The 22,901-nt window shown below is 70.5% G+C and carries 19 protein-coding genes; 13 read left to right on the top strand and 6 right to left on the bottom strand.

Annotated elements, in window-relative coordinates; genetic code table 11:
* Positions 1-10: 10 nt before the first annotated feature.
* Positions 11-574 carry a hypothetical protein gene (locus ACFWW9_RS03460; protein WP_390370936.1) on the top strand — a complete coding sequence of 188 codons (564 nt, stop codon included), beginning with the start codon at positions 11-13 and terminating at the stop codon, positions 572-574.
* A 124-nt stretch (positions 575-698) separates the two neighbouring features.
* On the opposite strand, the gene ACFWW9_RS03455 is transcribed toward ACFWW9_RS03460, so the two are convergent.
* Positions 699-1,493 (bottom strand): SDR family NAD(P)-dependent oxidoreductase, encoded by a 795-nt coding sequence (locus ACFWW9_RS03455; protein WP_390370934.1) that lies wholly within the window; start codon positions 1,491-1,493, stop codon positions 699-701.
* A 57-nt stretch (positions 1,494-1,550) separates the two neighbouring features.
* On the opposite strand from ACFWW9_RS03455, the gene ACFWW9_RS03450 reads away from it, so the two are divergent.
* Positions 1,551-1,991: a MarR family winged helix-turn-helix transcriptional regulator gene (locus ACFWW9_RS03450; RefSeq protein WP_390370932.1), complete on the top strand. Its 441-nt coding sequence runs from the start codon at positions 1,551-1,553 to the stop codon at positions 1,989-1,991.
* Between the two features lie 5 nt (positions 1,992-1,996).
* On the opposite strand, the gene ACFWW9_RS03445 is transcribed toward ACFWW9_RS03450, so the two are convergent.
* Positions 1,997-2,635 carry a DNA alkylation repair protein gene (locus ACFWW9_RS03445; RefSeq protein ID WP_390370978.1) on the bottom strand — a complete coding sequence of 213 codons (639 nt, stop codon included), beginning with the start codon at positions 2,633-2,635 and terminating at the stop codon, positions 1,997-1,999.
* A gap of 50 nt (positions 2,636-2,685) precedes the next feature.
* A complete protein-coding gene (gene asnB / locus ACFWW9_RS03440) occupies positions 2,686-4,620 on the bottom strand; it encodes an asparagine synthase (glutamine-hydrolyzing) (RefSeq protein WP_390370930.1) in 1,935 nt (644 codons plus the stop codon).
* 354 nt (positions 4,621-4,974) lie between these two features.
* Between asnB and ACFWW9_RS03435 the strand changes: the two genes are divergently transcribed.
* From ACFWW9_RS03435 to ACFWW9_RS03385, 11 genes are all read left to right on the top strand, one after another.
* Positions 4,975-5,571: a TIR domain-containing protein gene (locus ACFWW9_RS03435; protein WP_390370929.1), complete on the top strand. Its 597-nt coding sequence runs from the start codon at positions 4,975-4,977 to the stop codon at positions 5,569-5,571.
* Positions 5,568-7,211, top strand: coding sequence for a tyrosine-protein kinase family protein (locus ACFWW9_RS03430; RefSeq protein ID WP_390370928.1), 1,644 nt, complete (start codon positions 5,568-5,570; stop codon positions 7,209-7,211). The genes ACFWW9_RS03435 and ACFWW9_RS03430 overlap by 4 nt, the downstream gene beginning before the upstream one ends.
* 11 nt (positions 7,212-7,222) lie before the next feature.
* Positions 7,223-7,828, top strand: a complete 606-nt coding sequence (locus tag ACFWW9_RS03425; RefSeq protein WP_390370926.1) for a hypothetical protein — start codon at positions 7,223-7,225, stop codon at positions 7,826-7,828.
* Entirely contained in the window at positions 7,825-10,929 is a 3,105-nt protein-coding gene (locus tag ACFWW9_RS03420) for a helicase HerA domain-containing protein (protein WP_390370924.1), read from the top strand. The genes ACFWW9_RS03425 and ACFWW9_RS03420 overlap by 4 nt, the downstream gene beginning before the upstream one ends.
* Before the next feature lie 159 nt (positions 10,930-11,088).
* The gene (locus tag ACFWW9_RS03415; RefSeq protein ID WP_390370922.1) at positions 11,089-11,358 is read left to right on the top strand and encodes a hypothetical protein; all 270 of its coding nucleotides are present in this window, start codon (positions 11,089-11,091) and stop codon (positions 11,356-11,358) included.
* A 347-nt stretch (positions 11,359-11,705) separates the two neighbouring features.
* A complete protein-coding gene (locus tag ACFWW9_RS03410; protein ID WP_390370920.1) occupies positions 11,706-12,194 on the top strand; it encodes a hypothetical protein in 489 nt (162 codons plus the stop codon).
* Between the two features lie 261 nt (positions 12,195-12,455).
* Complete coding sequence (gene cysD, locus ACFWW9_RS03405) at positions 12,456-13,367, top strand: sulfate adenylyltransferase subunit CysD (protein ID WP_390370918.1); 912 nt, start codon at positions 12,456-12,458, stop codon at positions 13,365-13,367.
* On the top strand, positions 13,367-15,190 hold the full coding sequence (gene cysN, locus ACFWW9_RS03400) for a sulfate adenylyltransferase subunit CysN (protein WP_390370916.1): 1,824 nt from the start codon (positions 13,367-13,369) through the stop codon (positions 15,188-15,190). The genes cysD and cysN overlap by 1 nt, the downstream gene beginning before the upstream one ends.
* Positions 15,187-15,927, top strand: a complete 741-nt coding sequence (locus tag ACFWW9_RS03395) for a 3'(2'),5'-bisphosphate nucleotidase CysQ (RefSeq protein ID WP_390370914.1) — start codon at positions 15,187-15,189, stop codon at positions 15,925-15,927. Before cysN ends, ACFWW9_RS03395 begins: the two co-directional genes overlap by 4 nt.
* A gap of 84 nt (positions 15,928-16,011) precedes the next feature.
* Positions 16,012-16,884 carry a LysR substrate-binding domain-containing protein gene (locus tag ACFWW9_RS03390; RefSeq protein WP_390370912.1) on the top strand — a complete coding sequence of 291 codons (873 nt, stop codon included), beginning with the start codon at positions 16,012-16,014 and terminating at the stop codon, positions 16,882-16,884.
* Positions 16,885-16,895: 11 nt separating this feature from the next.
* Positions 16,896-18,194 carry an FAD/NAD(P)-binding protein gene (locus tag ACFWW9_RS03385; protein WP_390370910.1) on the top strand — a complete coding sequence of 433 codons (1,299 nt, stop codon included), beginning with the start codon at positions 16,896-16,898 and terminating at the stop codon, positions 18,192-18,194.
* A gap of 50 nt (positions 18,195-18,244) precedes the next feature.
* Here ACFWW9_RS03385 and ACFWW9_RS03380 read toward each other — a convergent pair whose 3' ends face one another.
* The 3 genes from ACFWW9_RS03380 to ACFWW9_RS03370 form a co-directional block, all read right to left on the bottom strand.
* On the bottom strand, positions 18,245-19,897 hold the full coding sequence (locus ACFWW9_RS03380; RefSeq protein WP_390370909.1) for a hypothetical protein: 1,653 nt from the start codon (positions 19,895-19,897) through the stop codon (positions 18,245-18,247).
* A 318-nt stretch (positions 19,898-20,215) separates the two neighbouring features.
* Positions 20,216-22,108 carry a M20/M25/M40 family metallo-hydrolase gene (locus ACFWW9_RS03375; protein WP_390370907.1) on the bottom strand — a complete coding sequence of 631 codons (1,893 nt, stop codon included), beginning with the start codon at positions 22,106-22,108 and terminating at the stop codon, positions 20,216-20,218.
* Between the two features lie 14 nt (positions 22,109-22,122).
* Entirely contained in the window at positions 22,123-22,893 is a 771-nt protein-coding gene (locus ACFWW9_RS03370) for an SDR family NAD(P)-dependent oxidoreductase (protein WP_390370905.1), read from the bottom strand.
* Positions 22,894-22,901: the final 8 nt, after the last annotated feature.

Raw genomic sequence — 22,901 nt, 5'->3', positions numbered from 1 at the left:
GGAGTCCGACATGAGCGTCACGCTGACCGAGTCCGAACTGGCCGCCCTGTACTGGTGGCCGTTCCCGCCGCCGGAGGACGAGTTCGGCTGGGACTACGGCTTCGTCGCCCTGCGGCACCGGTTCACCGCCACCGCGGCCGACGAGCGGGCGGCGTCCCCCGACGACCGGGTGCGGTGGGTGGCGCTCGCGGCGGGCACGGCGATCGACCGGGCGTTCGTCCTCCAGCAGACCGCCGACCACCTCGGCGGCGACGCGGTGCGGGCGGCGAACCGCGCGGCCTTCGGGCTCTACGTCGACGGTGTCGTCGCCTCGCCCCCGAAGTGCGAGGTGCGGCAGCGGGCGGCGGGCTGGACCACGGTGGTCGTGGGCGGGATCGTGATCAAGATCCCGCCGGTGTCGGAGCCGCCCGTGCCGCCGCACTGGGACTCCGACGAGCGCCTGTCGCGGGTCGACCTGATCGGCGTCGCCACCAGGTTCCAGGCCGCGGCCGCCGTGACGACCTCGCCCGAACTGGGCGAGGACCTGCTCACCGCGGCCGAGTCCCTGTTCGCCGCGGCCGAGGAACGGTTGTAGGGCCGCGTTTCGCGCGAGTGGAGGTGAGTGGAGAAGTGAAGATCGTCCTCACGCCGGGCGTGGCCGTGAAGCTGTGCTGCTGGGTGCTGGTCCTCGGTCTCGTGTGCGGCTGCTTGCTCTGGGGTTAGGCGGTTTCCGGCTCCCGCGCGACCGGCGTGCCGTGGACCGGCACGCCGGAGCGCGCGGCCAAAGTGTCGAAGGCCCGTTGTTCCGCGGCGCGCTTCTCGGTGAAGTCGGGGTCGGCGGTGAAGCCGAAGCCGACCTCCGGGTGGGAGCCGTCCAGCAGCGGGAACACGGTGTCGCAGAACTCGTCCAGGTCCGCGCCGTGCGCCTGGCCGGGGCCCGCGAGTTCGGTCGCCACGGCAGGCGGGATCAGTTCCACCACGCGGATCGGCGTGGCTTGCAGCGCGTGGCGCAGGGTCATCGTGTAGCTGTGCATCGCGGCCTTGGCGGCGCTGTAGACCGGGGCGAACGCCTGGGGGAAGAAGGCTCCGCCGGAGGTGACGTTGACCAGCACGCCGGGGCGGCCGTGGGCCAGCATGAGAGGGACGAGCAGCCGTCCCAGGTGGATCGGCGCGGCGAACAGGATGTCGATCTCGTACTGGACCTCGGGCCAGGGGGCGTGGTCGGAGGCGATGCCCACCCGGCGCTGGACGCCCGCGTTGTTGATCAGGACGTCGAGGTCCGGCATGGTCCGCCGGACGTGGTCGGCCAGGTCCTGGCGCCCCTCGGGGGTGCCGATGTCGTTGGCGAGGGTCTCGACGCCCGGCAGACGGTCGGCGACCGCCGCGAGCTTGGCGGCGTTCCGGCCGGTGATCATGACGCGGTGTCCCGCCGCGTGGTGCCGTTCGGCCAGGCCGAGGCCGATGCCCGAGCCGCCGCCGGTGACGAGCACCGAGTGCTTCGCTTGAGTTGCCATGTAAACTATCATGCGCCCACGGTTGTTTACATGGCAACTCGAGGTAGGGTGACCCGCATGACGCAGCCGCTCGACGACGCCGAGATGGCCCGGTGGATCGCCTGGAAACGCGCGAACGACGCCGTCCTCGCCGCGGTCGCGCAGGAGATCCACACCGCGGCCGGGCTGTCCGCGGCCGACTTCTCGGTCCTGTCGCGCGTGATCGAGAACGGCGAGGGCGCCCTGCCCCAGCAGGACCTCGGCGCGATGCTGGACTGGAAAGCCGCCCGCCTGTCCCGCCAGCTCTCCCGCATGGCCGAGCGCGGGCTGCTGCGGCGCGAGACCGCACAGGGCAGGCGCGTGCTGGTCGTGGCCACCGACGAGGGCCGGGCCGCGCTGTCCGTCGCCCGCCCGGCGCACGCGGCCGCGGTCCGCCGCGCCCTGCTCGACCCCGTTCCCGCCTCCGCCGACTTCTGGACGGTCGTCCGCGACCTCGCGGCACCGTCCGGGCAGGGGTGACCGGGTCAGCCCTGCCTGCTCACCATCTCGGCGATCCACGCCGGGGCGAACGGGGACGTGCAGTTCGGCGGCGTCGGGTAGTCCTTGAGCACTTCGAGGCGTTCGCCGATGGCCACGGCCCGCGCGCGGTGGTCGGCGTGGGAGATGCCGATCTGGGCCAGGCAGTGGTTCATCGCCCACTGCAACCGGTCCGGCGCGTCCTTCATCTCCGCCTCGATCGTGTCCAGCAGGGCGACCAGGTCCACGCCGTCGGGGGTCTTCGCCACCCGGTCCACCGTCAACGCCCACCCGGCGCTCGCGACCACCGGGTCCGGGTCGGCCTGCCAGACGGCCCGCAGCGCCTCGGCGTGCGGACCCTTCTTCACGACGTAGTTCACCAGCCAGTCGTGCACCTTGGGCTTGCGCGCCTCGCGGAGCATCACGTCCAGCTCGTCGCGGGTGAACGCCTTGGGACGGCACACCAGCAGGGCCAGCAGGCGGGCGGCGGTGTCGCCGGTGGCCCACAGCTCCACGGCCAGGTCCTGCTGGGTCTTGAGCCGCTTGGCGACCGCCCGGAGCTTGCTCAGGTTCACGCCGTGGTCGTCGCCGTGCTTCTCGTTCACGGCGCGCGCTTTCGGGTCCTCCAACGCGGCCAGTTCGGCCATCACCTCGGTAACGGTCACGAAGAGCCTCCCGGCCGCGTTGGAGGGAAAGGTCAGAGCCTGACCTGGTAGTTGTACTGCGGAACGTGCACCCGGATGCGGTTCTCCACGAAGATGCCGTGCCAGATCATGAACACCAGCAGCGCCCAGATCTGCCTGCTGCGGTCGAACTCGCCCTGCTTGTGCTCGTCCAGCAGTGCCGCGACGGCGTTCTTGTTCAGCAGGTGCGCGGTCTGGGAGTCGGCGATGATGCCGCGCGCCCAGTCGAACATCTCGTCCTTGAGCCAGTGCCGGATCGGCACCGGGAAGCCGAGCTTCGGGCGGTTCAGCACGTGCGGCGGGATGATCTTGGCCAGCGCCCGGCGCAGCGCGTACTTCGTGGTGCCCTCGGTGAGCTTCTGGTCGGTCGGGATGTCCGCGGCGACCTTGAACACCTCGGCGTCCAGGAACGGCACGCGCAGCTCCAGCGAGTTCGCCATGGTCACCTTGTCCGCCTTGGCGAGGATGTCGCCGCGCAGCCAGGTGAACAGGTCGACGTGCTGCATCCGCGCCACCGGGTCCCAGTTGCGGGAGATCTCGTACCAGGGCGCGGTGACGTCCATGAAGCCGATGCTCGGGTCGTAGTCGCGCAGCACCGCGCGCAGCTGCGCGTCGCGGAAGTTGCGCGCGTTGCCGTAGTAGCGCTCCTCCAACGAGAGCGCGCCGCGGCGCAGCAGGTCCTTGCCGCGCGTGCCCTCCGGGATCTTGCCGGACACCTTGCCCATCAGCTTGCGGACACCGCCGGGCACCTTCTCGAACGGCGCCAGCGACAGCGGCTCGTGGTAGATCGTGTAGCCGCCGAACAGCTCGTCCGCGCCCTCGCCGGACAGCACCGCCTTGACGTGCTTGCGGGCCTCGCGGGCGATGAACCACAGCGGCACCAGCGACGGGTCCGCCACCGGGTCGTCCAGGTACCAGGTGATCAGCGGCAGCTCGTCCATCATCTCCTGCGGGGAGACGACGCGGATGACGTGCCGCACGCCGATGGCCGCCGCGGTCTCGGCCGCGACGTCCACCTCGGAGTAGCCCTGGCGCTCGAAGCCCGACGTGAACGCGATCAGGTTCGGGTTGTGCTGCTTGGCGAGCGTCGCCGTGGCGGTGGAGTCGATGCCGCCGGACAGGAACGCGCCGACCGTGACGTCCGGGTCGGAGATCATGTGCTTGGCCACCGAGTCGCGCATGACGTTCGCGATGCGCTCGTACAGCGCCTCGGCCTCGAAGGGGCCGTTGACCGGCGTGGTGGTGAAGACCGGGTTGAAGTACCGGCTGAACTGCACCTGGCCGCCGGGGCGGACGTAGAACGAGGTGCCGGACTCGACCCGGCGAACACCGGTGTGCAGCGACTCGGGCTCGGGCACGTACTGGAGCACCAGGTAGTGCTGCAACGCCTTGCGGTCCAGCTCCTCGGTGACGCCCAGCACCGGCGACAGCTCCAGCAGGCTCTTCTTCTCGCTGGAGAACGCCACGCCGCCCATGCCCGCCGAGTAGTACAGCGGCTTGATGCCGAACGGGTCGCGCGCGCCGAAGATCACCTTCTCCTGGGAGTCCCAGATCAGGAAGGCGAACATGCCGCGCAGCTTGCGCACGGCGTCCGGGCCGTAGTGGTGGAACGCGGCGACGATCGACTCGCCGTCGCCCTGGGTGGCGAAGGCCGTGCCGAACTTCCGGGACAGCTCCGCCCGGATCTCGCGGTAGTTGTAGATCTCGCCGTTGAAGTTCAGCGTGTACCGCGTCGGTGTCTCCGGCGGACCCCACACCAGCGGCTGGTGCGAGTGCTCGAGGTCGATGAAGGCCAGTCGGTTGAAGCCGTACACGACCTCCGCGTCGGCCCAGGTGTCCGTCTCGTCGGGGCCGCGGTGGCGCTGGCAGCGCAGCGCGGACGCGACGGCGCCCCGAGCGGCGGCCGCGGCGGTCTCAGTGGCGCAGATCAGTCCAAGCAGGCCGCACATCTAGACGTTCACACCTCGGGTAGGTCGAAGGGGGCTCGCCCGGCGTGCGTGGCACGGCCGCCGGCGGTCGCCTCAAGTTACACAGGCTGGGCTTGGTGGTGTCGTCGCCCATGCGCGTCGAACCGGCGGGACACCGCCCGTTGTGGTCTCGACCACGTGCCGGTCGGCGGCCGGGTTGTCCTCACCACCGTGGGACGCGCACGAGCCCCCGACGTTGCTCCGTCGGCCGGGGAACCTGGCCGAGCAGGCGGGAATCCGGTCGCGGGCTCGGTGTCCACCCAGTCCTGTTTTTGTGCCGTTAATGTCCACTTTTTGTCCACTTGGTCCCGGCGACTGGCACCTACTATCTGCTCCGTGTCCGGCTACAAGTTCGATCTCTTCATCAGTTACAGCCGCGAGGGCAGCGTCCAGAAATGGCTGCTGAACCATTTCCACGAGAAGCTGAAGGAGTGCCTGGCCGATCAGTACGCCCCGCCGTTGACGGTCTACGTGGACCGCACGATGCCGAGGGGCGTGCACTGGCCGGAGAACCTGCGATCAGCCTTGCGGCACAGCAAGATCATGCTCCAGCTGCTCACCCCGCCGTACTTCACCTCGCCCTGGTGCATGGCCGAGCTGCGGAGCATGCGGGCGAGGGAGGAAATGCTCGGACTGGCCGGTCCCGAGATCTCCCAGGGGCTGATCTACCCGATCCTGTACTCCGATTCGGAGAATTTCCCGGAAGAGGAGATGTACCGGGCCTGGGTGGACTTCAAGGAGTACGCGCACCCTGATCCGCCTTACCAGCAGACCGTCGATTTCGTGAATTTCCACAAGAGGGTCAACGAGCTCGCGGCCGACCTGGTCCAGCTGGTGCGGCAGGTGCCCGACTGGCGGCCGGACTGGCCGCTGGTCGAGCCGCCGGAGCCCCTGCTCCTCCCGCGACCGCCGTTGCCGAGGTTCGTCGCGTGACAGCGGGCACGGTGATCACGTTCTACTCGTACAAGGGTGGCGTCGGACGCAGCTTCACCCTGGCCAACGTCGCGGTGCTGCTCGCGCGCTGGGGGTACCGCGTGCTCGCCGTCGACTGGGACCTGGAAGCGCCGGGGCTGCACCACTACTTCGCGCCGGTGCTGACCAAGGAGCCCGACGGGGGTGTCGTCGACCTCGCGTACGAGTTCCTCGCGGGCGAGGAGGGGCCCGGCGCGCACGCCGTCCCCGTCGAGTTCGACGGCGGTTCGCTGGACCTGATCGCCGCCGGGCGGGTGGAGGCGGGCAGGCTGCACAGCTCCTACTCGCGGCGGATGCAGGACATCGACTGGGAGGACCTGTACCGGCTGGGGTTCGCCGACTTCCTGGAACGGGTCCGCGGGCGGTGGATCGCCGAGTACGACTTCGTGCTGCTCGACAGCCGGACCGGCGTCTCCGACATCGCGGGCATCTGCACCGCGCACCTGCCCGACCGGCTGGTCGTCGTGTTCACCGCCAACGACCAGAACCTCAACGACGTCGTGGACGTCGTCCAGCGCGCGGACCAGGCCAGGGACCGCATGCCCTACGACCGGCCGCGGCACGTGGTGCTCCCCGTGCTGTCCCGGCTGGACAACCGGGTGGAGTACGAGCGGGCCGAGAAGTGGCAGCGCCGCTGCGCCGAGGTCGTCGCGCCGCTGTTCCGCAACTGGCTGGTCAAGAGCATCTCCGAGGACCTGATGCTGCGGCACCTCACCGTGCCCTACGTGTCCTACTGGAGCTTCGGCGAGCAGTTGCCCGTGCTGGAGGAGCGCGCGCCGTCGGCGGACCAGATCTCGTTCGCCCTGGAGACGGTCGCGGCGGTGATCGCGCAGCAGTTCGACCGCACCGACGTGCTGGCCGACAACCGGGACGCCTACGTGGCGTCCGCGCGCGGCCGTCGTCAGGACTTCACCCTGGACCTGCTGGTGTCCGGCCCGCGGGCGTTGATGCGCGCCACGAACGAGCTGGTCGAGGAACTGCGCGTGCTCGGCCTGCGCGCCGAGTGGTCCGGCTCGGGGGACCGGGACTTCCTGGAGCAGATGGGCGACCCCGGCGAGCACCTGTGCCTCGTGGTGGACGGGACCCTGAGCCGCTGGCAGACCACCGAGGCCGAGCGGTTCGTGCGGCACGCGCTCGGCGTGGACGGCGCCCAGCGGCAGCTGTTCTGCGTGCTGACCCGCGGCACGGACCGCGAGCGGCTGCCCGGCTTCCTGCGCAACCTGCGGCACCTGGAGTTCGACCAGGCCGTGCGACCCGTGCGCGTGGCGCGGGAGTTGTACGGCCTCATCAAGGCGACCCCGGTGGCAGAAAGCCCGCCGGACCTCGAAGCGCTGCGGACCGCCGCGGCCGCGTTGCGGGGCCTGCCGGACGACATGGCCTCGATCAAGCGGATCGCCCTGGTCGAGGAGATCGTCCAGGGCATGGCGGAGGCCCTCGACGGCCACGACTTCGCCGCGCTGCTGGAGCAGGCGGCGGACCTGGAGGTGCTGGGCAGGGGACGCGGTGGCGGCCACCGGTTCACCCCGCCCCCCTCCGTTCGGCACGCGGTCGAGCGCCTGCGCGACCGGATCGATCGTCGGATCGACGCGTTCACCCACTGAAAGGCGGCCTGATGTCGGACAAGTACGGGACCAGCGGCAGGGCGGCACTCCTGGTGCTGATGCTGGAGAACCGGGAGGTACCGAACACCGAGCTGGTGGCGCAGCACAAGATCAAACTCGGGCCCAAGGAACGCGCGGCGCTGAACGAGGACGGTCTCCTGGAGACCGCGATGGACGCCCGGCCGTACCGGCACCGGATCACCGACAAGGGCATCGACTGGTGCGCCACCGACATCGTCGAGACAGAGCTGCCGCCGCGGTCGGGTCCGCGGGCGCGGGCCCACCGGGAGCTGCTGCGCCGCGTCGTCCCGTTCCTCCAGAGCCACGGGCTGCTGGCCCAAGCGATCCGCTCCGGAGCGCTGGAGTCGTTGATCCGCGCGGTCTACCTGGATCTGGCCGACGGGCCGCAGGACTGGATCCGGCTGGCGCGGATCCGCCCCGGCCTCAACGGCGCGACCAAGAGCGAGGTGGACGAGGCGCTGGTGAAGATGCTGAAGACGGGGACGGTGCACCTGGCCCCCGACTCCAACCGCAAGGTCCTGACCGAGGCCGACCACGAGGCGGCGATCCGGATCGGCAACGAGGACCTGCACCTCATCGCGATCGAGGAGTCATGACCGAAGACCTGCGCGAAGCGCTGGCCGTGCTGCGCTTCAACTCGGCCGAGACACCGGACGACGTCTGGCACACCTCCCCGTCCCACATCGAGGGCCTGCACACGCAGCCGGAGCGCCGCATCCAGGCGGGGATCGCGGACGCGCGGGCCAGCATCGGGCCGAGCCCGGTCGGGCTGGTGCTCCAGGGGCGCAAGGGCGTGGGCAAGACCCACCTGCTGGGGTCGGTGCGCCGCATGGTGCAGCAGGAGGGCGGCTACTTCTTCCTGATCGAGCTGACGTCGGGCGACGCCTTCTGGGACGACGTGGCCGACGCGATGCGCAGCGAGCTGCGCCGGGCCGACGACGCGGGCGAGCTCCAGCTCACCTCGTTGCTGGCGCAGCTGTGCCGGGGAGCCGACGTGTCGGAGGAGGTCACGCGGGCGGTGCTGGGCGAGGCCGAGCTGACTCCGGACCACCTGCGCGCCTTCGTCACCGGCCTGCGCAAGGTGGACAGCCGGATCGCGGTGGAGTGCGGCGACACGATCCGCGCGTTGACGCTGTACGCCTCCGAGCACGCCGACGTCGGCCTGGCCTACCTCCAGGGTTCCGACGACGCGGAGGAGGAACGCCGCCACTGGGGCATGCAGACGAGGTCCAAGCCGTCCCGGACGCTGGTGCGCGACATCTCGCGGGTGCTGGCGATGACCGGCCCCTGCGTGATCGCCGTCGATCAGCTGGACACGCTGGTCAACAAGAGCCAGGACGCCATCGAGGACAGGGCGACGACGGGAACCGAGCTGGCGCAGGAGATCGCGCTCATCTCGGACGGGCTGATGCAGCTCCGCGAGACGACCAGGCGGACGTTGACCGTCGTGGCCTGCCTGCCGAACACGTGGGCGCAGCTGAAGTCGATCGCCAGCGACACGGTGTCCGACCGCTTCACCACGACGCCCATCCTGGCCGCCATCCTCGACCCCGAGATCGGCCGGACGCTGGTGGGGAAGTGGCTCGGGGTGATCTACCAGCGGTACGGGTTCACCCCGCCGCACCCGACCTGGCCGGTGGCGCCGAGCGCGTTCGGCGAGGCGTGGATCGCCCACACGCCGAGGGACCTGCTCAAGCGCATCCACGCGCACGCCGAGACGTGCCTGTACGGCGACATCCGGGAGATGACGTCGTTCGACGAGCAGCAGGCTCCCGAGGCGCCCGCGCCCGCCGGTCCGGAGCCGGGCTACTTCGCGGAGTTCGACGCCCGGTTCGCGCTGCTGCGGGAGAAGGCCGACGTCGCGGCGGCGGACCTCAAGCAGTACAACGAGAACGAGCTGATGCCGTCGTTGCTGCTGGCCGGGCTGAAGTCGTGGATCACCGAGGTCGGCAACGACGAGCTGAAGTGGCGCCACGAACCGCTGCCGGAGGAGGACATGCGGCTGCACGCGGGGCTGTGCCTCACGGTGAACGAGGCGCTGGACACCGACGAGCGCTGGGGGTTCCGGCTCATCGCGAGCAGCCACGGCAACCGGGTGCTGCGCAAGCTGCGCGAAGCCCGTGCCGCCGCGCAGGTCCGGGCCGGGTCGAACAACCGGCACCTGGTGCTGATCCGCAACGCCGACAAGGGGTGGACGGGGCAGAAGACCAAGGTCGAGGTCGCCGCGCTGGAGCAGGCGGGCGGGCAGCGGGTGGACGTCTCGGACGACGACCTGCGGACGTTCAGCGCGCTCAAGGAGATGCTGTCCGCGCAGACGCACCAGCTGCTGTCGTGGCTGGTGGCCCGCAAACCGGCCAGCAGCACCACGTTCCTGCGGGAGATCCTGCCCGACCCGGCGAAGACCAGGACCGGCCACCAGGAGACCCGGCCCCCGCCGTCGGCCTCGCCCTCACCGGCTTTCCAGCCCCCGCCGTCGGCGGGGGAGATCGTGCTCGGGACGCGCGGCGAGATCCGCGTCGAGCTGGAGTCGCTGCGCAAGCACGCCATCATCTTCGCGGGCTCCGGCAGCGGGAAGACCGTGCTGCTGCGGCGGATCGTCGAGGAGTGCGCCCTGCGGGGCGTCTCGGCGATCGTGCTGGACCCGAACAACGACCTCGCGCGGCTGGGCGACGCGTGGCCGGAACCCCCGGCGGACTGGGGCCCCGGCGACGCCGAACGGGCCGCCGAGTACCTCGCCGAGACCGAGGTCGTGGTGTGGACACCCGGCAGGGCGAGCGGACGCCCGCTCAGCTTCCACCCGTTGCCGGACTTCGCGGAGGTCCGCGAGGACGCCGACGAGTTCGCCGCGTCGGTCGAGGCCGCCGTGGCACGACTGGTCCCGCACGCCCGCGTCGCGAACGGCACGAAGTCCGCCGTCCGAGGCCGAGCCGTGCTGCGCGAGGCCATGACGTACTACGCGCGGCGAGGGGATCGTGACCTGGCAAGGTTCGTCGACGTCCTGGCCGACCTCCCGGAGGGGGTGAGCAGCCTCAGCACCGCCGTGGCGACAGCCGCTGACCTGGCGGAAACCCTGCGGGCGGCCATGGTCAACGACCCCTTGCTAGGAGATCCAGGCGCTCCAACGGATCCAGCCGCACTCCTCACCCCGACCCGTGGCAAACGCGCCCGGATCTCGGTGATCAGCTTCATCGGCCTGCCGTCGGAGGAACAACGCCAGGGCTTCGTGAGCCAGTTGCACCTGGAGTTGTTCGCCTGGATCAAACGCAACCCGGCCGCCGACCGCCCGTTGGGCGGCCTGCTCGTGATGGACGAGGCCCAAACGATCACGCCGCCAACCACGTCAACAGCCAGCACCAGAACCACGATCCTGCTGGCCTCCCAGGCCCGCAAGTACGGCCTGGGCCTACTACTGGCCACGCAGGCTCCGAAGGGCGTCCACAACCAGGTCGTGGGCAACGCCACCACCCAGTTCTACGGCAGGCTCAACAGCCCGGCCCAGATCGCCGCGGCAACGGACATGGCCAGAGCGAAGGGCACCACGATAGGCGACATCTCGAAACTCGAACGCGGCCAGTTCTACGCCACCGGCGACACCTTTACCTTCCGCCGCATCCACACCCCGCTGTGCCTGAGCCACCACCCCCCAAGCCCACTACGCCTGGAGGAGGTCCTGGACCGCGCCCGCGAGGGGCTGTAACCACAAGGGACCGCGCCCGATCGGGGTGCGGTCCCTTGTGGACGGTCTGGGGTAGTTCGGGCCCGCAGTGGCCAAAAAGCGGTCATTTGCCCCGTTTCGCTGGTCCGTGCGCGGAGGGCGTTTTACCGTCGACCACCGGTGATCACTGGCACAGGAGGGGTGACGACGGTGGGACTCGACAGCGATCGCAAGCAACTCGCGGCGAAGCGCAAGGAGCACGACGAGGTCAAGGGGAAGGCCGACGAGCTTCGCCGCAAGGCCCAGGAGAAGCACGAGGAGGCGCGGAAGGCCTCGGCCGACGTGCAGAAGTTCCAGAAGGAGGCCAAGGTGCTGGACCGCAAGGTCGCGGCGCGGGCCGCCGACATCGGACGCCTCCAGGGCAGGATCTCGAGGACCGAGGTCGCCGAGGCCAAGCGGGCCGCCCGCTAGCCCGGACCTGCTCCTCCGAGCCCGCCGATTCCGGGGAACCGGGATCGGCGGGCTTTTCGTCGTGGTCCGAATGGGTCATCGCCCTGATCGCGTCAAATTCGTAACCCTGTTACCGTCATGGCCCCACCGTTTTTCCTCACGGTCGAGTTCTGTCCTGCTCATGGTGTTTCCGAGTTGTGAGCGGAATTCGAGGATCGTGCGACCGGAGGTCCAGGGACGCCTTACAGGATCGTGTCCGACCGACTCTGGGAGGAACGATGGGCGACGCCGGGAAGGTGTGCGAGACACCGGTCTGCGCGCATCTCGTCAAGGCCGGATTTCGTTTGTGCGGCCAGTGCAGGCAGGGGGTGGCTCGGGAGCTCCTGTCGTTGCCCGTGCTGTTCCGGGACTGCGACGCTGGGCCGCCTGGGATCGTGGACGTGCGGGAGGCCGGGCGGGTGTGCGCGGACATCGTGGACATCCTGTCCTCCTGGTGTTCGCTCGTGGTGTGCGAGCGCGGCGGGATCGCGCCCGCCACGAAGACGGTCGAGGACATGGTGGTCTTCCTCGACATGAACCTGGTGTGGCTCGCCAAGCACGACGCCGGGGGTGACTTCGTCGTGGAGGTGCGGGAACTGGCCGCCGCCGCGCGCGGGGTCGTCGTGCCCCGCGAGGTGCTGGGCGTGTGCGACCGCGGCGGTTGTGGGCGGGACATCGTGGCCGGTGGCGTCGACGTGCGGTGCGAGGCCGGGCACGAGTGGCGGCCCGCGGAGTGGCTGTCGCTGGGCAAGCGGGTGCGGAGCACCGCGGTCACCGGGCAGCGGGCGCGCAAGCGGCGGTCCGGGCGGCGGTCGTGAGCGCGGAGCCGCGGACCTGGTCCTGCGGAGGCAGGCGAACGACGGCGCGGCGCGTGCTGGTGAAGGTGCCGAAGCGCTGAATTCCGGGTGGCCCTTCCCCGAAGCGGGGAATGGGCATTTCCTCGAAAAGCATTTCGTTTATCAAGTGAAAGTGTGTTCCGACTGTTGTCGGGGTGGATGGGGAAGTGCCACGCTATTTCACGCGGCACCGTCGTGTCGATCTGCTCCTGCTCTCTCTCATCTCGAAGGGATGGGTCATTCGTGACTATCACGTACGAGCTCTCTCATCTGAGGGCGCTTGAAGCCGAGGCAGTGCACATCTTCCGCGAGGTCGCCGCGACCTTCGAGAAGCCGGTGCTGCTGTTCTCCGGCGGCAAGGACTCGGTGGTGATGCTCCACCTCGCCGCGAAGGCGTTCTGGCCCGCGCCGCTGCCGTTCCCGGTGATGCACGTGGACACCGGGCACAACTTCGACGAGGTCATCGACTACCGCGACGTCACGGTGGCCAAGCTCGGCATCCGGCTCGTCGTCAGCAGCGTGCAGGACGACATCGACGCGGGCCGCGTCGTGGAGGAGACCGGGGCGGGCGCGAGCCGGAACCGGCTCCAGACCGCGGCCCTGCTGCGCGGCATCACCGAGAACGGCTTCACGGCCGCGTTCGGCGGGGCCCGGCGCGACGAGGAGAAGGCGCGGGCCAAGGAGCGGGTGTTCAGCTTCCGCGACCAGTACGGCGCGTGGGACCCGCGCAACCAGCGGCCCGAGCTGTGGAACCTCTACAACGGCAAGCACCGCAAGGGCGAGCACATCCGGGTGTTCCCGCTGTCCAACTGGACCGAGCTGGACATCTGGCAGTACATCCAGGACGAGGAGATCCCCCTGCCGTCGATCTACTACGCGCACCGCCGGGCCGTGGTGCCGCGCGACGGGATGCTGTTGGCGCACACCAGGTTCCTGGAGCTCCAGGAGGGCGAGGAGCCGGTGGAGATGCTGGTGCGCTTCCGCACCGTCGGCGACGCCACGTGCACCGGCTGCGTCGAGTCCGACGCCGTGACGCCCGAGCAGGTGGTCGAGGAGGTCGCCTCCACGCGGGTCACCGAGCGCGGGGCCACGCGGGCGGACGACCGGATTTCCGAAGCGGGCATGGAAGACCGCAAGAAAGAGGGGTACTTCTGATGGGACCGCTACTCCGGATCGCCACCGCCGGCAGCGTGGACGACGGCAAGTCGACCCTGATCGGCCGCCTGCTCTACGACTCCAAGACCATCTTCACCGACCAGCTCGCCGCGGTCGAGCGCACCAGCCGCGAACGCGGTGACGACACGCCCGACCTGTCGCTGCTGACCGACGGCCTGCGCGCCGAGCGCGAGCAGGGCATCACGATCGACGTCGCCTACCGCTACTTCGCCACGCCCAAGCGGAAGTTCGTCGTCGCGGACACCCCCGGCCACCTCCAGTACACGCGCAACATGGTGACCGGCGCGTCCACCGCGGACCTGGCGCTCATCCTCGTGGACGCCCGCAAGGGCGTGCTGGAGCAGTCCCGCAGGCACGCGTTCATCGCCAGCCTGCTGGGCATCCCGCACCTCGTGGTGTGCGTGAACAAGATGGACCTCGTCGGGTGGTCGAAGGAGCGGTTCGAGGAGATCCGCGAGGACTTCCGCCGCTTCGCCATGAAGCTCGACGTGCACGACCTGTCGTTCGTGCCGATGTCCGCGCTGCTCGGCGACAACGTCGTGAACCGCAGCACGGAGATGTCCTGGTACGAGGGTTCCTCGCTGCTGCACCACCTGGAGGAGGTGCACGTCGCGTCGGACCAGAACCTGATCGACGCGCGGTTCCCGGTGCAGTACGTGATCCGGCCGCACCAGGACTTCCGCGGTTACGCGGGCACGGTGTCCGGCGGTGTGCTCAAGCCCGGCGACGAGGTCGCGGTGCTGCCGTCCGGGTTCACCTCCACGATCAAGGACATCTGGGGCCCCGGCGGCGATCCCGTCGCGGAGGCCTTCCCGCCCCAGGCCGTCACGATCGAGCTGGAAGACCACATCGACGTCAGCCGCGGCGACCTGATCTGCCGCCCTGGCAACCGCCCGCACATCGGGCAGGACCTGGACGCGATGGTCTGCTGGTTCACCGAGCAGTCGTCGCTCAAGCCGGGCACCAAGTTCACCGTCAAGCACACCTCGCAGCAGGTGAAGGGCACGGTGCGCGAGCTGGACTACCGGCTCGACATCAACACCCTGCACCGCGACGAGGGCGCGGAGACGTTGTCGCTCAACGAGATCGGCCGCGTCCGGTTGCAGACGCAGACGCCGCTGCTGTTCGACCCGTACAAGCGCAACCGCGGCACCGGCAGCTTCATCCTGATCGACGAGGCCACCAACAACACCGTCGCGGCGGGCATGATCATCGGGCCGCGCGCGCAGACGGCGAACGTCGTGTGGCACGCCCCCGCGGTCACCCGCGAGCAGCGGGCCACGCAGGGCCTCACGATCTGGCTCACGGGGTTGTCCGGCTCGGGCAAGTCGACCGTGGCCGTCGAACTGGAGCGGCGGCTCGTCGCGTCCGGGCGGCCGGCGTACCTGCTGGACGGCGACAACCTGCGGCACAGCCTCAACGCCGACCTCGGGTTCAGCGCCGCGGACCGGTCGGAGAACGTCCGCCGGACCGGCGCGGTGGCGCGGTTGTTCGCCGACGCCGGCAACATCGCGATCGTCTCGCTGATCAGCCCCTACCAGGCCGACCGCGAGGAGGTCCGGGCCGCGCACGAGGCCGCCGGGCTGGCGTTCGTCGAGGTCTTCGTGGACACGCCGCTGGAGGTCTGCGAGAGCCGCGACCCCAAGGGCATGTACGCCAAGGCCCGCGCGGGCGAGATCCGCGACTTCACCGGTGTCGACGCCCCCTACGAGGCGCCGGAACGGGCCGAGCTGGTGCTCCGCCCCTCCGACGGCGACCCGACGGCGCTGGCCGCCGCCGTTCTCGCGCACCTCGACCGATGAGCGGCGGGGACGCGCGGCTGGCGGCCCGGCTCGCGCAGGACGCCGGGCGGCTGCTGCTGAAGCTGCGGGAGTCCGGCGGACCGGACCTGGGCAAGCGGGGCGACGCCGAGGCCAACGCGTTCCTGCTCGCGGAACTGGACGCGTGGCGGCCGTTCGACGCCGTCCTGTCCGAGGAGGCGGTCGACGACCCCGCGCGGCTCGCGGCGAGTCGCGTGTGGATCATCGACCCGCTGGACGGGACGCGCGAGTACGGCCTGCCGGGCCGCACTGACTGGGCCGTGCACGTGGCCCTGTGGCAGCGCGACCGCGGCATCGTCGCGGCCGCCGTCGCGCAGCCCGCTCTCGACCTGGTGCACGGCACCGACGACGTCGTGCGGGATGCGGGCGCGGCTCCAGCGGCGCCGCGCATCCTGGTGAGCGACAGCCGTCCTCCCGTGTTCGCCGCGGGCATGGCGGCGGACGTCGGGGGAACGTTGGCGACCATGGGTTCGGCGGGCGCCAAGACGATGGCCGTCGTGCGGGGCGAGGCCGAGGCCTACGTCCACGCGGGCGGTCAGTGGGAGTGGGACTCGGCCGCGCCGGTCGGGGTCGCTCTCGCCGCGGGACTGCACGCGTCCCGTGTGGACGGTTCGCCGCTCGAGTACAACCAGCCCCACCCGTACCTGCCCGACCTGCTCATCTGCCGCGAGGACGCGGCGGGACGGCTGTTGACGGCCATCCGGGCGCACAGCGCCTGACGTGGCCTCCCCACGGGACCGTCCGGATGCCGGACGGTCCCGTTGTCATACCTGCGGTCATGCCGCCGCACAGGAGGTGCACGCATGTATCACGATCTCCAGATCAACCGCCTACGAGCACTGGTGACCGTCGTCGACCTGGGTGGGTTCCGACGGGCGGCCGAGGCCCTGCACGTCACCCAACCCGCCGTGAGCCAGCAGATCCGCCAGCTCGGCAGCCTCGTCAAGGGGCCGATCTTCCTGTCCACCGGCCGGGAGCTCCAACTCAGCAACCAGGGCGAGGAACTGCTCGGCTACGCCCGCCGCATCGTCGCGCTCAACGACGAGGCGGTCGACCGGTTCGTGCCGCCGTCGGGTCGGATCCGCCTCTCGCTGGGGGTGGGGGACCAGCTCGCCGAGGCGCTGCCGGAGATCCTCGGACTGCTGGCGCGGGGGATGCCGCACGCCCAGGTGAGCGTGCGCACCGGGCTCAGCGAGTCGTTGGAGGCCCAGGTCGGCGCGGGCAGGCTGGACCTGGCGCTGCTGTTGCAGATGCGGCCGCAGTTGGCGTCGACGACGACCCACGAGCTGGGGCGGTTGAAGATGGACTGGTTCGGCCGACCGGTGCACACCGACGGCGCCGAGTTGCCGCTGACGCTGTTCACCGAGCCGTGCACCCTGCGCAGCAAGATCGTGGACTGCTTCAACGACTCGCACATGCCGTGGCGCGTGGGCTACGAGGGCGCGGAACTGGTGGGGCTGCGGGCCGCGGCCAAGGCCGGGCTCGGCGTGGCGTGCCTGGTCGCCAACAGCGACGAGCTGTGGGGCCTGGAGCGGACGGAGCGGGACATGCCCGCGCCGCCCGGACCGCTGCCCGTGACGATGGCCGTCTCGCCGGGCGCGGCGACGCCCGGTTTCGTCCGGGTCGCCAAGCGGGCCTTGCAGAACGCGCTGCACGGCTACCCCTTCGCCGAGTAGAGGACGACGACATGCAGCACTCCAAGCCGCGGATCGTGATCGTCGGAGCGGGGGCGGCCGGGACGGCGGTCGCGCTCCGGCTGGCGGAGACCCGCCGGGACGTGGGCATCGCGCTGGTGGACCCGAGCCGCGCGGCCGGTCGTGGGGTCGCCTACTCGACCGCCAAGGCCGCGCACCTGCTCAACACGCCCGCGGCGAGGATGAGCGCGTTCCCCGACGAGCCGGACGACTTCGTCCGGTGGACCTCGCGGACGCTGGGCCGGGAGGTCGGGCCGGGGGAGTTCCTGCCGCGGCACCACTTCGGCAGCTACCTCGGGTGGGCGCTGGCGAACCACCCGGCGGTCCGCCGGATCCGCTCGCGGGCCGTGGGGATCACCGGCCGTGAGGTGCGGCTGTCCTCGGGCGAGGCGCTGCCGTACGACGCGGCGGTCCTCGCCCTCGGGGTGTTCCCGCCGGACTGCGAGTGGGCGCCTCCGTCCCTGCGGTCGTCGGGCCGGTTCGTCGCGAACCCCTGGGCCCCCAACGCGGTGAGTGCCGTGCCGGACAGCGGGGACGTCCTGCTGGTCGGCACCGGGCTCACGATGGTCGACCTGGCGATGGTGCTCGACCGGCCGGGCCGGGTGGTGCACGCGGTGTCCCGGCACGGCTCGCTGCCGCGCGAGCACGCCCCCGTGACGCCGGTGGCCGCACCGGACCTGAGCGGGTGCCACTCGCTCGACTCGCTGCGCTCCCTGGTGGCGCGGCGGGTGCGCGAGGAACGCGACTGGCGGGCCGTGGTCGACAGCCTCCGCTCCTCGATCCCCGCGCTGTGGCAGCGGTTGCCGGAAGGCGACCGCGCGCGGTTCCTCGAGGAGGACCTGCGCGGGTGGGAGGTGCGCCGCCACCGCATGCCGCCTGCGGCGGCCACGCAGATCCGCAAGCTGCGGGAACGGGGGAAGCTGGTGATCCACGCGGGAACGGTCGCGTCGGTGTCCGGCGACCTGGAGGTCACGCTGTCGTCGGGGCGCGCGCTTCGTGTCGGGTCGGTGGTGAACTGCACCGGCGCGCAGGCGGATTTGAGTCGAGTGGACGACCCGTTGGTGCGGTCGCTGCTCGACAGCGGGATGGCGCGACGGGGGCCGTTGGGACTGGGGTTGGCGACGGCGCCCGACGGACGGCTGCCGGGTGTGGCTCCACTGTGGACGATCGGGGCGCTGCGCCGGGGAGACCTGTGGGAGACCACGGCGTTCCCCGAGATCCGCGACCAGGCGGGTGCGGTAGCCGAAGCGGTGCTGGCGTCGGTGACCGACGAGGTCGCCGAGGCGGCTTGACGTTCCGGCATGCGAAGAAGCCCGGCGATCCAGGTGGTCGCCGGGCTTCTTCAGATGAGGCTCCCGATCACGGTCAGGTCGGTGGCCACCTCGGTGACGGTCGACCGAGCGGAGTTGAGGAGTTCATCGAGCAGCCGGAGGCGGAGTCGGTCCTCGGTCGTCGCGCCACCGTTCTTGCCGCGCGCACGGTCGTGGATCTGCTTGCTCACGTGCGGCTGCACGATCACGATCCTGATCGGGCTGGTCGCGTCGAGGATTTCCAGCGCCTCGAGGAACTCGGTCCTCGAGGCGGTGCGGACACCGAGGTCCCAACAGGCGGGCCGGGAGACCCGTGGTGGGGACAGGGCCTTGAGCAGTCGTCGACGGTCGGTGAACACCAGGTTCTTCACCGCCTGGCTCACGACGACCTCGTACGGCGCCACAGCGACCCGACGGCTCGGGGCGCAGCTGTTGGCGGCCTTCACGTGGATCAGACTCAGCGTGCCCTCCGGCGAGATGTGCAGGAAATCGGCTATCTCGCCCGCCCCGTCGTCGCAGGTCAGCCACCCGTCCTGGTACCTGTTGACGACCCAGGCGAAGAGCGATCGGTCGCCTTGCGTCGCGGTCTTGTCGTGGATGTCCTGTGACCCCTTGAACGGTGGTTTCTCCTGTTCAAGGGCGTAGCCGGAGAAGTCCTCGAAAGACCAGTTGGGGAAGGCGAAGTCACGAGGGCGCTCCTCCCAGATCCGGCCGTTGACGATCGTGTGGCCGGAGCTGTAGTACACGGAGAGGAGGCTTTCGCCCTGGTGGAGGGCGTCGAGCACCTGACGAACCGGGCCGGGGTTCGTTGGCGTGCCGCCGAACCCGATGTCGAGCGAGAACCCGTGAGGAGCAGGTTTCGGTGTGCCCTTGAGCTGACCGCTGGTGCTTCCAGCAAGGCCGACGTCGAGGAAGATCCGCGGCGAGTTGGATGCGCCGGTCAGGTCGAGCACAGCGTCCTGCAACAACACGGCTGCCTCGCACACCGAGTCGGGGGTGTGCGACGGGAGGTCGTCGGATGGCACCACTCTGATCTCATAGGCGCCTTTGACGTTGTCAAGGCTGAAAACTTCCCGCGCGAAGTTGGCGAACACCTCTTCGCCGGAACCATGAGCGAGTTCGTTCTCGATCAAGTCGAGCAGTTCGACTACCGCGGTGACGAATGTGGGGAAGTCCGGTGACGGCTTGAACCACGCGGACGACTCGGCGAGCGAGCTGCCGATGATCCCGTTGAGCACCACCCGGTTCGGGTCGTCCGGTAGTTCCGAGCGCGCCGCTCCGACGGTGTACGTGCCGTCGGCGGCCGGATTGGCGGTGTCCTGCAGCCTCTGCCCGCCAGTGCTCTTGGTGTCCGCCTTGGTGGTTCGGGGTCGATGCACACCGCGGGTCCACAGGCTTTTGGCGTCGCCTCGGTGTAGCGCTCCCTCGAGCACACGAGGAGGTATGCGGATGAACTCCGGCCTCGGCGGCTTGTCCAGCCATCGCTGAAGGCGGTTCTGAGCAGAATTGTCGCAGTGGACCGCGACGAGCTTCCGCCGTCTCAGTGCGACAGTCAGGCGGTGGACGGTGTCCTCGAACTCCGAGCCCTCCGCGGCCCAGGTCGGTCGATCGCGCTGCTGTCGCACGAATCCGGTGAGCTGGTCGACACCACCGTCGAGATCGACGCCCTGGTTGGCGGCCAGCACGCGGACTTCCCGCCCTGAACGACCGCGACTCGGCGTGGTGAGCTGCTTCCGCAGGACCTCGAACGCGACGGTGGGGTCGTTCGCCGTGCACTGGAGGATGACGGCCGCGACGTAGGGGTGAATGGTCTGCCAGTCGAGAACTCCCGGCTCGTCGCTCATCGCGCACCCCGCTCGATTCTCCGACACGCGTCGGAATCCTTGCGGGAATGGCGTCGGGATGGCTTGAGCCGTCGTTAGCCGGAGTAGTCGCTTTCACCTGAACGGTTGAAGCGTGGTCGGTGGCCCGCGGGGTGGGTCTGCCCCCGCGGGCCACCGGGCTCAGGTGGACTTGCCCTCGATGGTGGCCGCCAGTTCGCCCGCGCGGACCACCCAGTTCGCCACGGCCTTCGCCAGGACGGTCCTGGAGAGCCTGAACTCCTCGGCCAGGATGTGCTCGTCCGGGGTGTGGTCGAGGGAGGCGTCGCCAGGGCCGTAGGCGACCATGGGCACGTCCCGCCACCTGGTGGCGAGGGTGTTCATGTCGCTGCTGCCCTTCTTCGCCAGGAACCTCGGGGTCACGTCCGCGTCCCGGAAGGCGCGGGAGAACGCCTTCACCAGCGGGCTGGAGCGGGGGGTGGCGTGGCCGGGGGTGGCGCGCAGGACGGTCACGTGGACCGGGGCCGCCGCCGCGGTGATCACGGCCGCCAGCTCGTCCACGTCGGTCGAGTGCGGGACGCGCACGTCGAACACCGCCTCGCCCACCTGGACGTCGCCGCCGTTGCGGGCGTCGACACCCAGGACCGCCATCATCGCGTCGGGGGAGAAGTCCGCGATCGCCTTCCGCAGCACGGTGACCACGTCGACCAGCTGGTCCGCCGCCGTGGAGACGCCGTTGCCCGCCGTGTGGCCGACCGGGGTGCTGATGGACAGCCGCACCTTCAGCAGGCCGTTGTAGCTGATCGTCAACGCGCTCGCGCCGCTCGGCTCGCCGACGACGACGGCGTCCGCCGTGTAGTGGTCGCGCACGTAGAACGCGCCCGCCGCGGTCATCTCCTCCTCGACCGCGCCGACCACGCGGACCTGCGCCCACGACGGGACCTCCATCTCCGCCAACGTCTCCAGGAACGCGACGAGGCTGCCCTTCGCGTCCACGCTGCCGCGGCCGTAGAGGACGCCGTCCTCCCAGCGCGCGGGCCAGCGGTGCGGCACGGTGTCGAGGTGGCCGAGCATCAGCAGCTTGTGCGGGCCGGTGCCGCGGGTGGCGACGAGGTTGCCCGCGGCGTCGATCTCCGAGTCGATGCCGTACTCCGTGCACCAGTCCATCAGGTAGTCGGCGAGTTCGCGCTCGTCGGCCGAGACCGACGAGATCTCCACGGTCCTGGTCAGCAGCGCCAGGTCCTCGGCGGGCGGCGCGGCCCGCCAGAAGCGGGTGCCGGACGCGGGCGCGAGGACGTGCGGGCCGGTGATCGCCACGTCGGAGCCGCCGGTCAGGGCGATCTCCGCGGCGCGCACCTTCTGCTTCATCCGGCCCTTGGCGTACTGGCCGCCCTCGCCCGGCAGGATGTGCGCCTGCCGCGAGGTCGGGTCCGACGGGTCGGACAGCAGGCCCGGCGTGCCGGTGACCAGCCGCAGGTGGTCGGCGTCCAGCGCGTTCGCCAGTTCCGCCGCCAGGACGTCCGCGTCCACGTTCAACGCGGACCCACCGGCGCTGTCGGCGACCGGCGGCGAGACGCACACGACGTCGAACGCGTCCAGCAGCGCGCGCAGCCGGTCGGTGTCCACACCGGACACGACGCCCGCGCGGTGGTCGCGGATCACGCCCACCCGACCGTCCTGCACCGCGCGGATCGGCGGGTTCGCCGTCCCGGCGACCACCGCGTCGTCCTGCGCGACCGCCGCGTGCACGGTCAGCCCGCGGGTCGACAGCGCGCGGCGGACGCGGGGGAGCGTCACGCGCTCGTAGGCGTCGACGATGTGCGCCATCTCCTCCGGCGGGCAGTAGCGCACGTCGTCGCCGTTGCGCAGCTGCAGGAACCGGATGGGGCGGCCGATGTTCTCGTAGTGCTCGACGATGCCCGCCGCGCCACCGGCCACGAGCAGCACGCGCGCGCCGCGGTGGTGGATCTCGGCGAGCTCGTCGAAGACGTTCTCGTGGTGCAGCGAGGCGCTGCCGATCTTGACCACGTACAACGCCGCCTTGCGTGTGTGGGCGACGTGCCCGAGTACGGACATCCTTCCGCTCCTTGTCAGCCGATGCCGCGGGTGTTGCCGCCGTCGGCCACGAGGACCGTGCCGGTGACGTAAGAGGCCTGTTCACTGGCGAGGAAGGTGGCGAGCGCGCCGAAGTGCGCCACGTCCCCGATGCGCCCCAACGGGATGCGCGCGGCGACCTTCGCCAACTCCTCCTCGACGTTCTCCCCGAACTGCTCGTCGAGGATCGGGGTGCGGTGGAATCCGGGGGCCAGCACGTTCACCGTGACGCCGTTGGCGCCGAGCGCGTGCACCAGGCCCTTCATGTGGCCGAGCATGCCGAGCCTCGCCACGGACGACAGGCCGCTCTCCGGGTGCGGCTGCCGGATCGACTCCGAGGCGATCATCAGCATCCGCCCCCAGCCGTTGGCCTTGAGGATCGGCAGCGCGGCCAGGGTGATCGCCACGTGCGGCAGCAGGTTCCCGTCGACGGCTTCCCGGTAGTCGGCCACCGAGAAGCTGTCGACGGGACCGAACGGGACGCCGCCGGTGTTGGTCACCACGATGTCGAGCGAGCCGAACTCCTCCGCGGTCTGCCGCACCCACGCCGCGGCCGCGCGTTCGTCGCAGATGTCGACGGGACTGCTGAGCACGTCACCCGTGCCCATCGCGTTGACCTCGGCATGGGCTCTGGCCAGTCGGACCGGGTCCCGTCCGCAGATCGAGACGTGCGCGCCCTCCGACGCGAACGCCTTGGCCACGGCGAGACCGAGTCCGCTGCTCGAGGCCGCCACCAGTGCGACGCGCCCCTTCATCCCGAGGTCCATGAGCTCCG

This window comes from Umezawaea sp. NPDC059074 (assembly GCF_042738955.1).
GTDB lineage: Bacteria > Actinomycetota > Actinomycetes > Mycobacteriales > Pseudonocardiaceae > Umezawaea.
Note: the sequence above shows the minus strand (reverse complement) of the source record. Positions and strands in the feature narration are given on the sequence as shown.

Excerpts from the sequence above, each read along its gene's own strand:
- ACFWW9_RS03460 (WP_390370936.1), top strand. The coding sequence starts at position 11 with ATGAGCGTCACGCTGACCGAGTCCGAACTGGCCGCCCTGTACTGGTGG.
- ACFWW9_RS03455 (WP_390370934.1), bottom strand. The coding sequence starts at position 1,493 with ATGGCAACTCAAGCGAAGCACTCGGTGCTCGTCACCGGCGGCGGCTCG.
- ACFWW9_RS03450 (WP_390370932.1), top strand. The coding sequence starts at position 1,551 with ATGACGCAGCCGCTCGACGACGCCGAGATGGCCCGGTGGATCGCCTGG.
- ACFWW9_RS03445 (WP_390370978.1), bottom strand. The coding sequence starts at position 2,635 with ATGGCCGAACTGGCCGCGTTGGAGGACCCGAAAGCGCGCGCCGTGAAC.
- asnB (WP_390370930.1), bottom strand. The coding sequence starts at position 4,620 with ATGTGCGGCCTGCTTGGACTGATCTGCGCCACTGAGACCGCCGCGGCC.
- ACFWW9_RS03425 (WP_390370926.1), top strand. The coding sequence starts at position 7,223 with ATGTCGGACAAGTACGGGACCAGCGGCAGGGCGGCACTCCTGGTGCTG.
- ACFWW9_RS03420 (WP_390370924.1), top strand. The coding sequence starts at position 7,825 with ATGACCGAAGACCTGCGCGAAGCGCTGGCCGTGCTGCGCTTCAACTCG.
- cysN (WP_390370916.1), top strand. The coding sequence starts at position 13,367 with ATGGGACCGCTACTCCGGATCGCCACCGCCGGCAGCGTGGACGACGGC.
- ACFWW9_RS03395 (WP_390370914.1), top strand. The coding sequence starts at position 15,187 with ATGAGCGGCGGGGACGCGCGGCTGGCGGCCCGGCTCGCGCAGGACGCC.
- ACFWW9_RS03390 (WP_390370912.1), top strand. The coding sequence starts at position 16,012 with ATGTATCACGATCTCCAGATCAACCGCCTACGAGCACTGGTGACCGTC.
- ACFWW9_RS03385 (WP_390370910.1), top strand. The coding sequence starts at position 16,896 with ATGCAGCACTCCAAGCCGCGGATCGTGATCGTCGGAGCGGGGGCGGCC.
- ACFWW9_RS03375 (WP_390370907.1), bottom strand. The coding sequence starts at position 22,108 with ATGTCCGTACTCGGGCACGTCGCCCACACACGCAAGGCGGCGTTGTAC.
- ACFWW9_RS03370 (WP_390370905.1), bottom strand. The coding sequence starts at position 22,893 with ATGGACCTCGGGATGAAGGGGCGCGTCGCACTGGTGGCGGCCTCGAGC.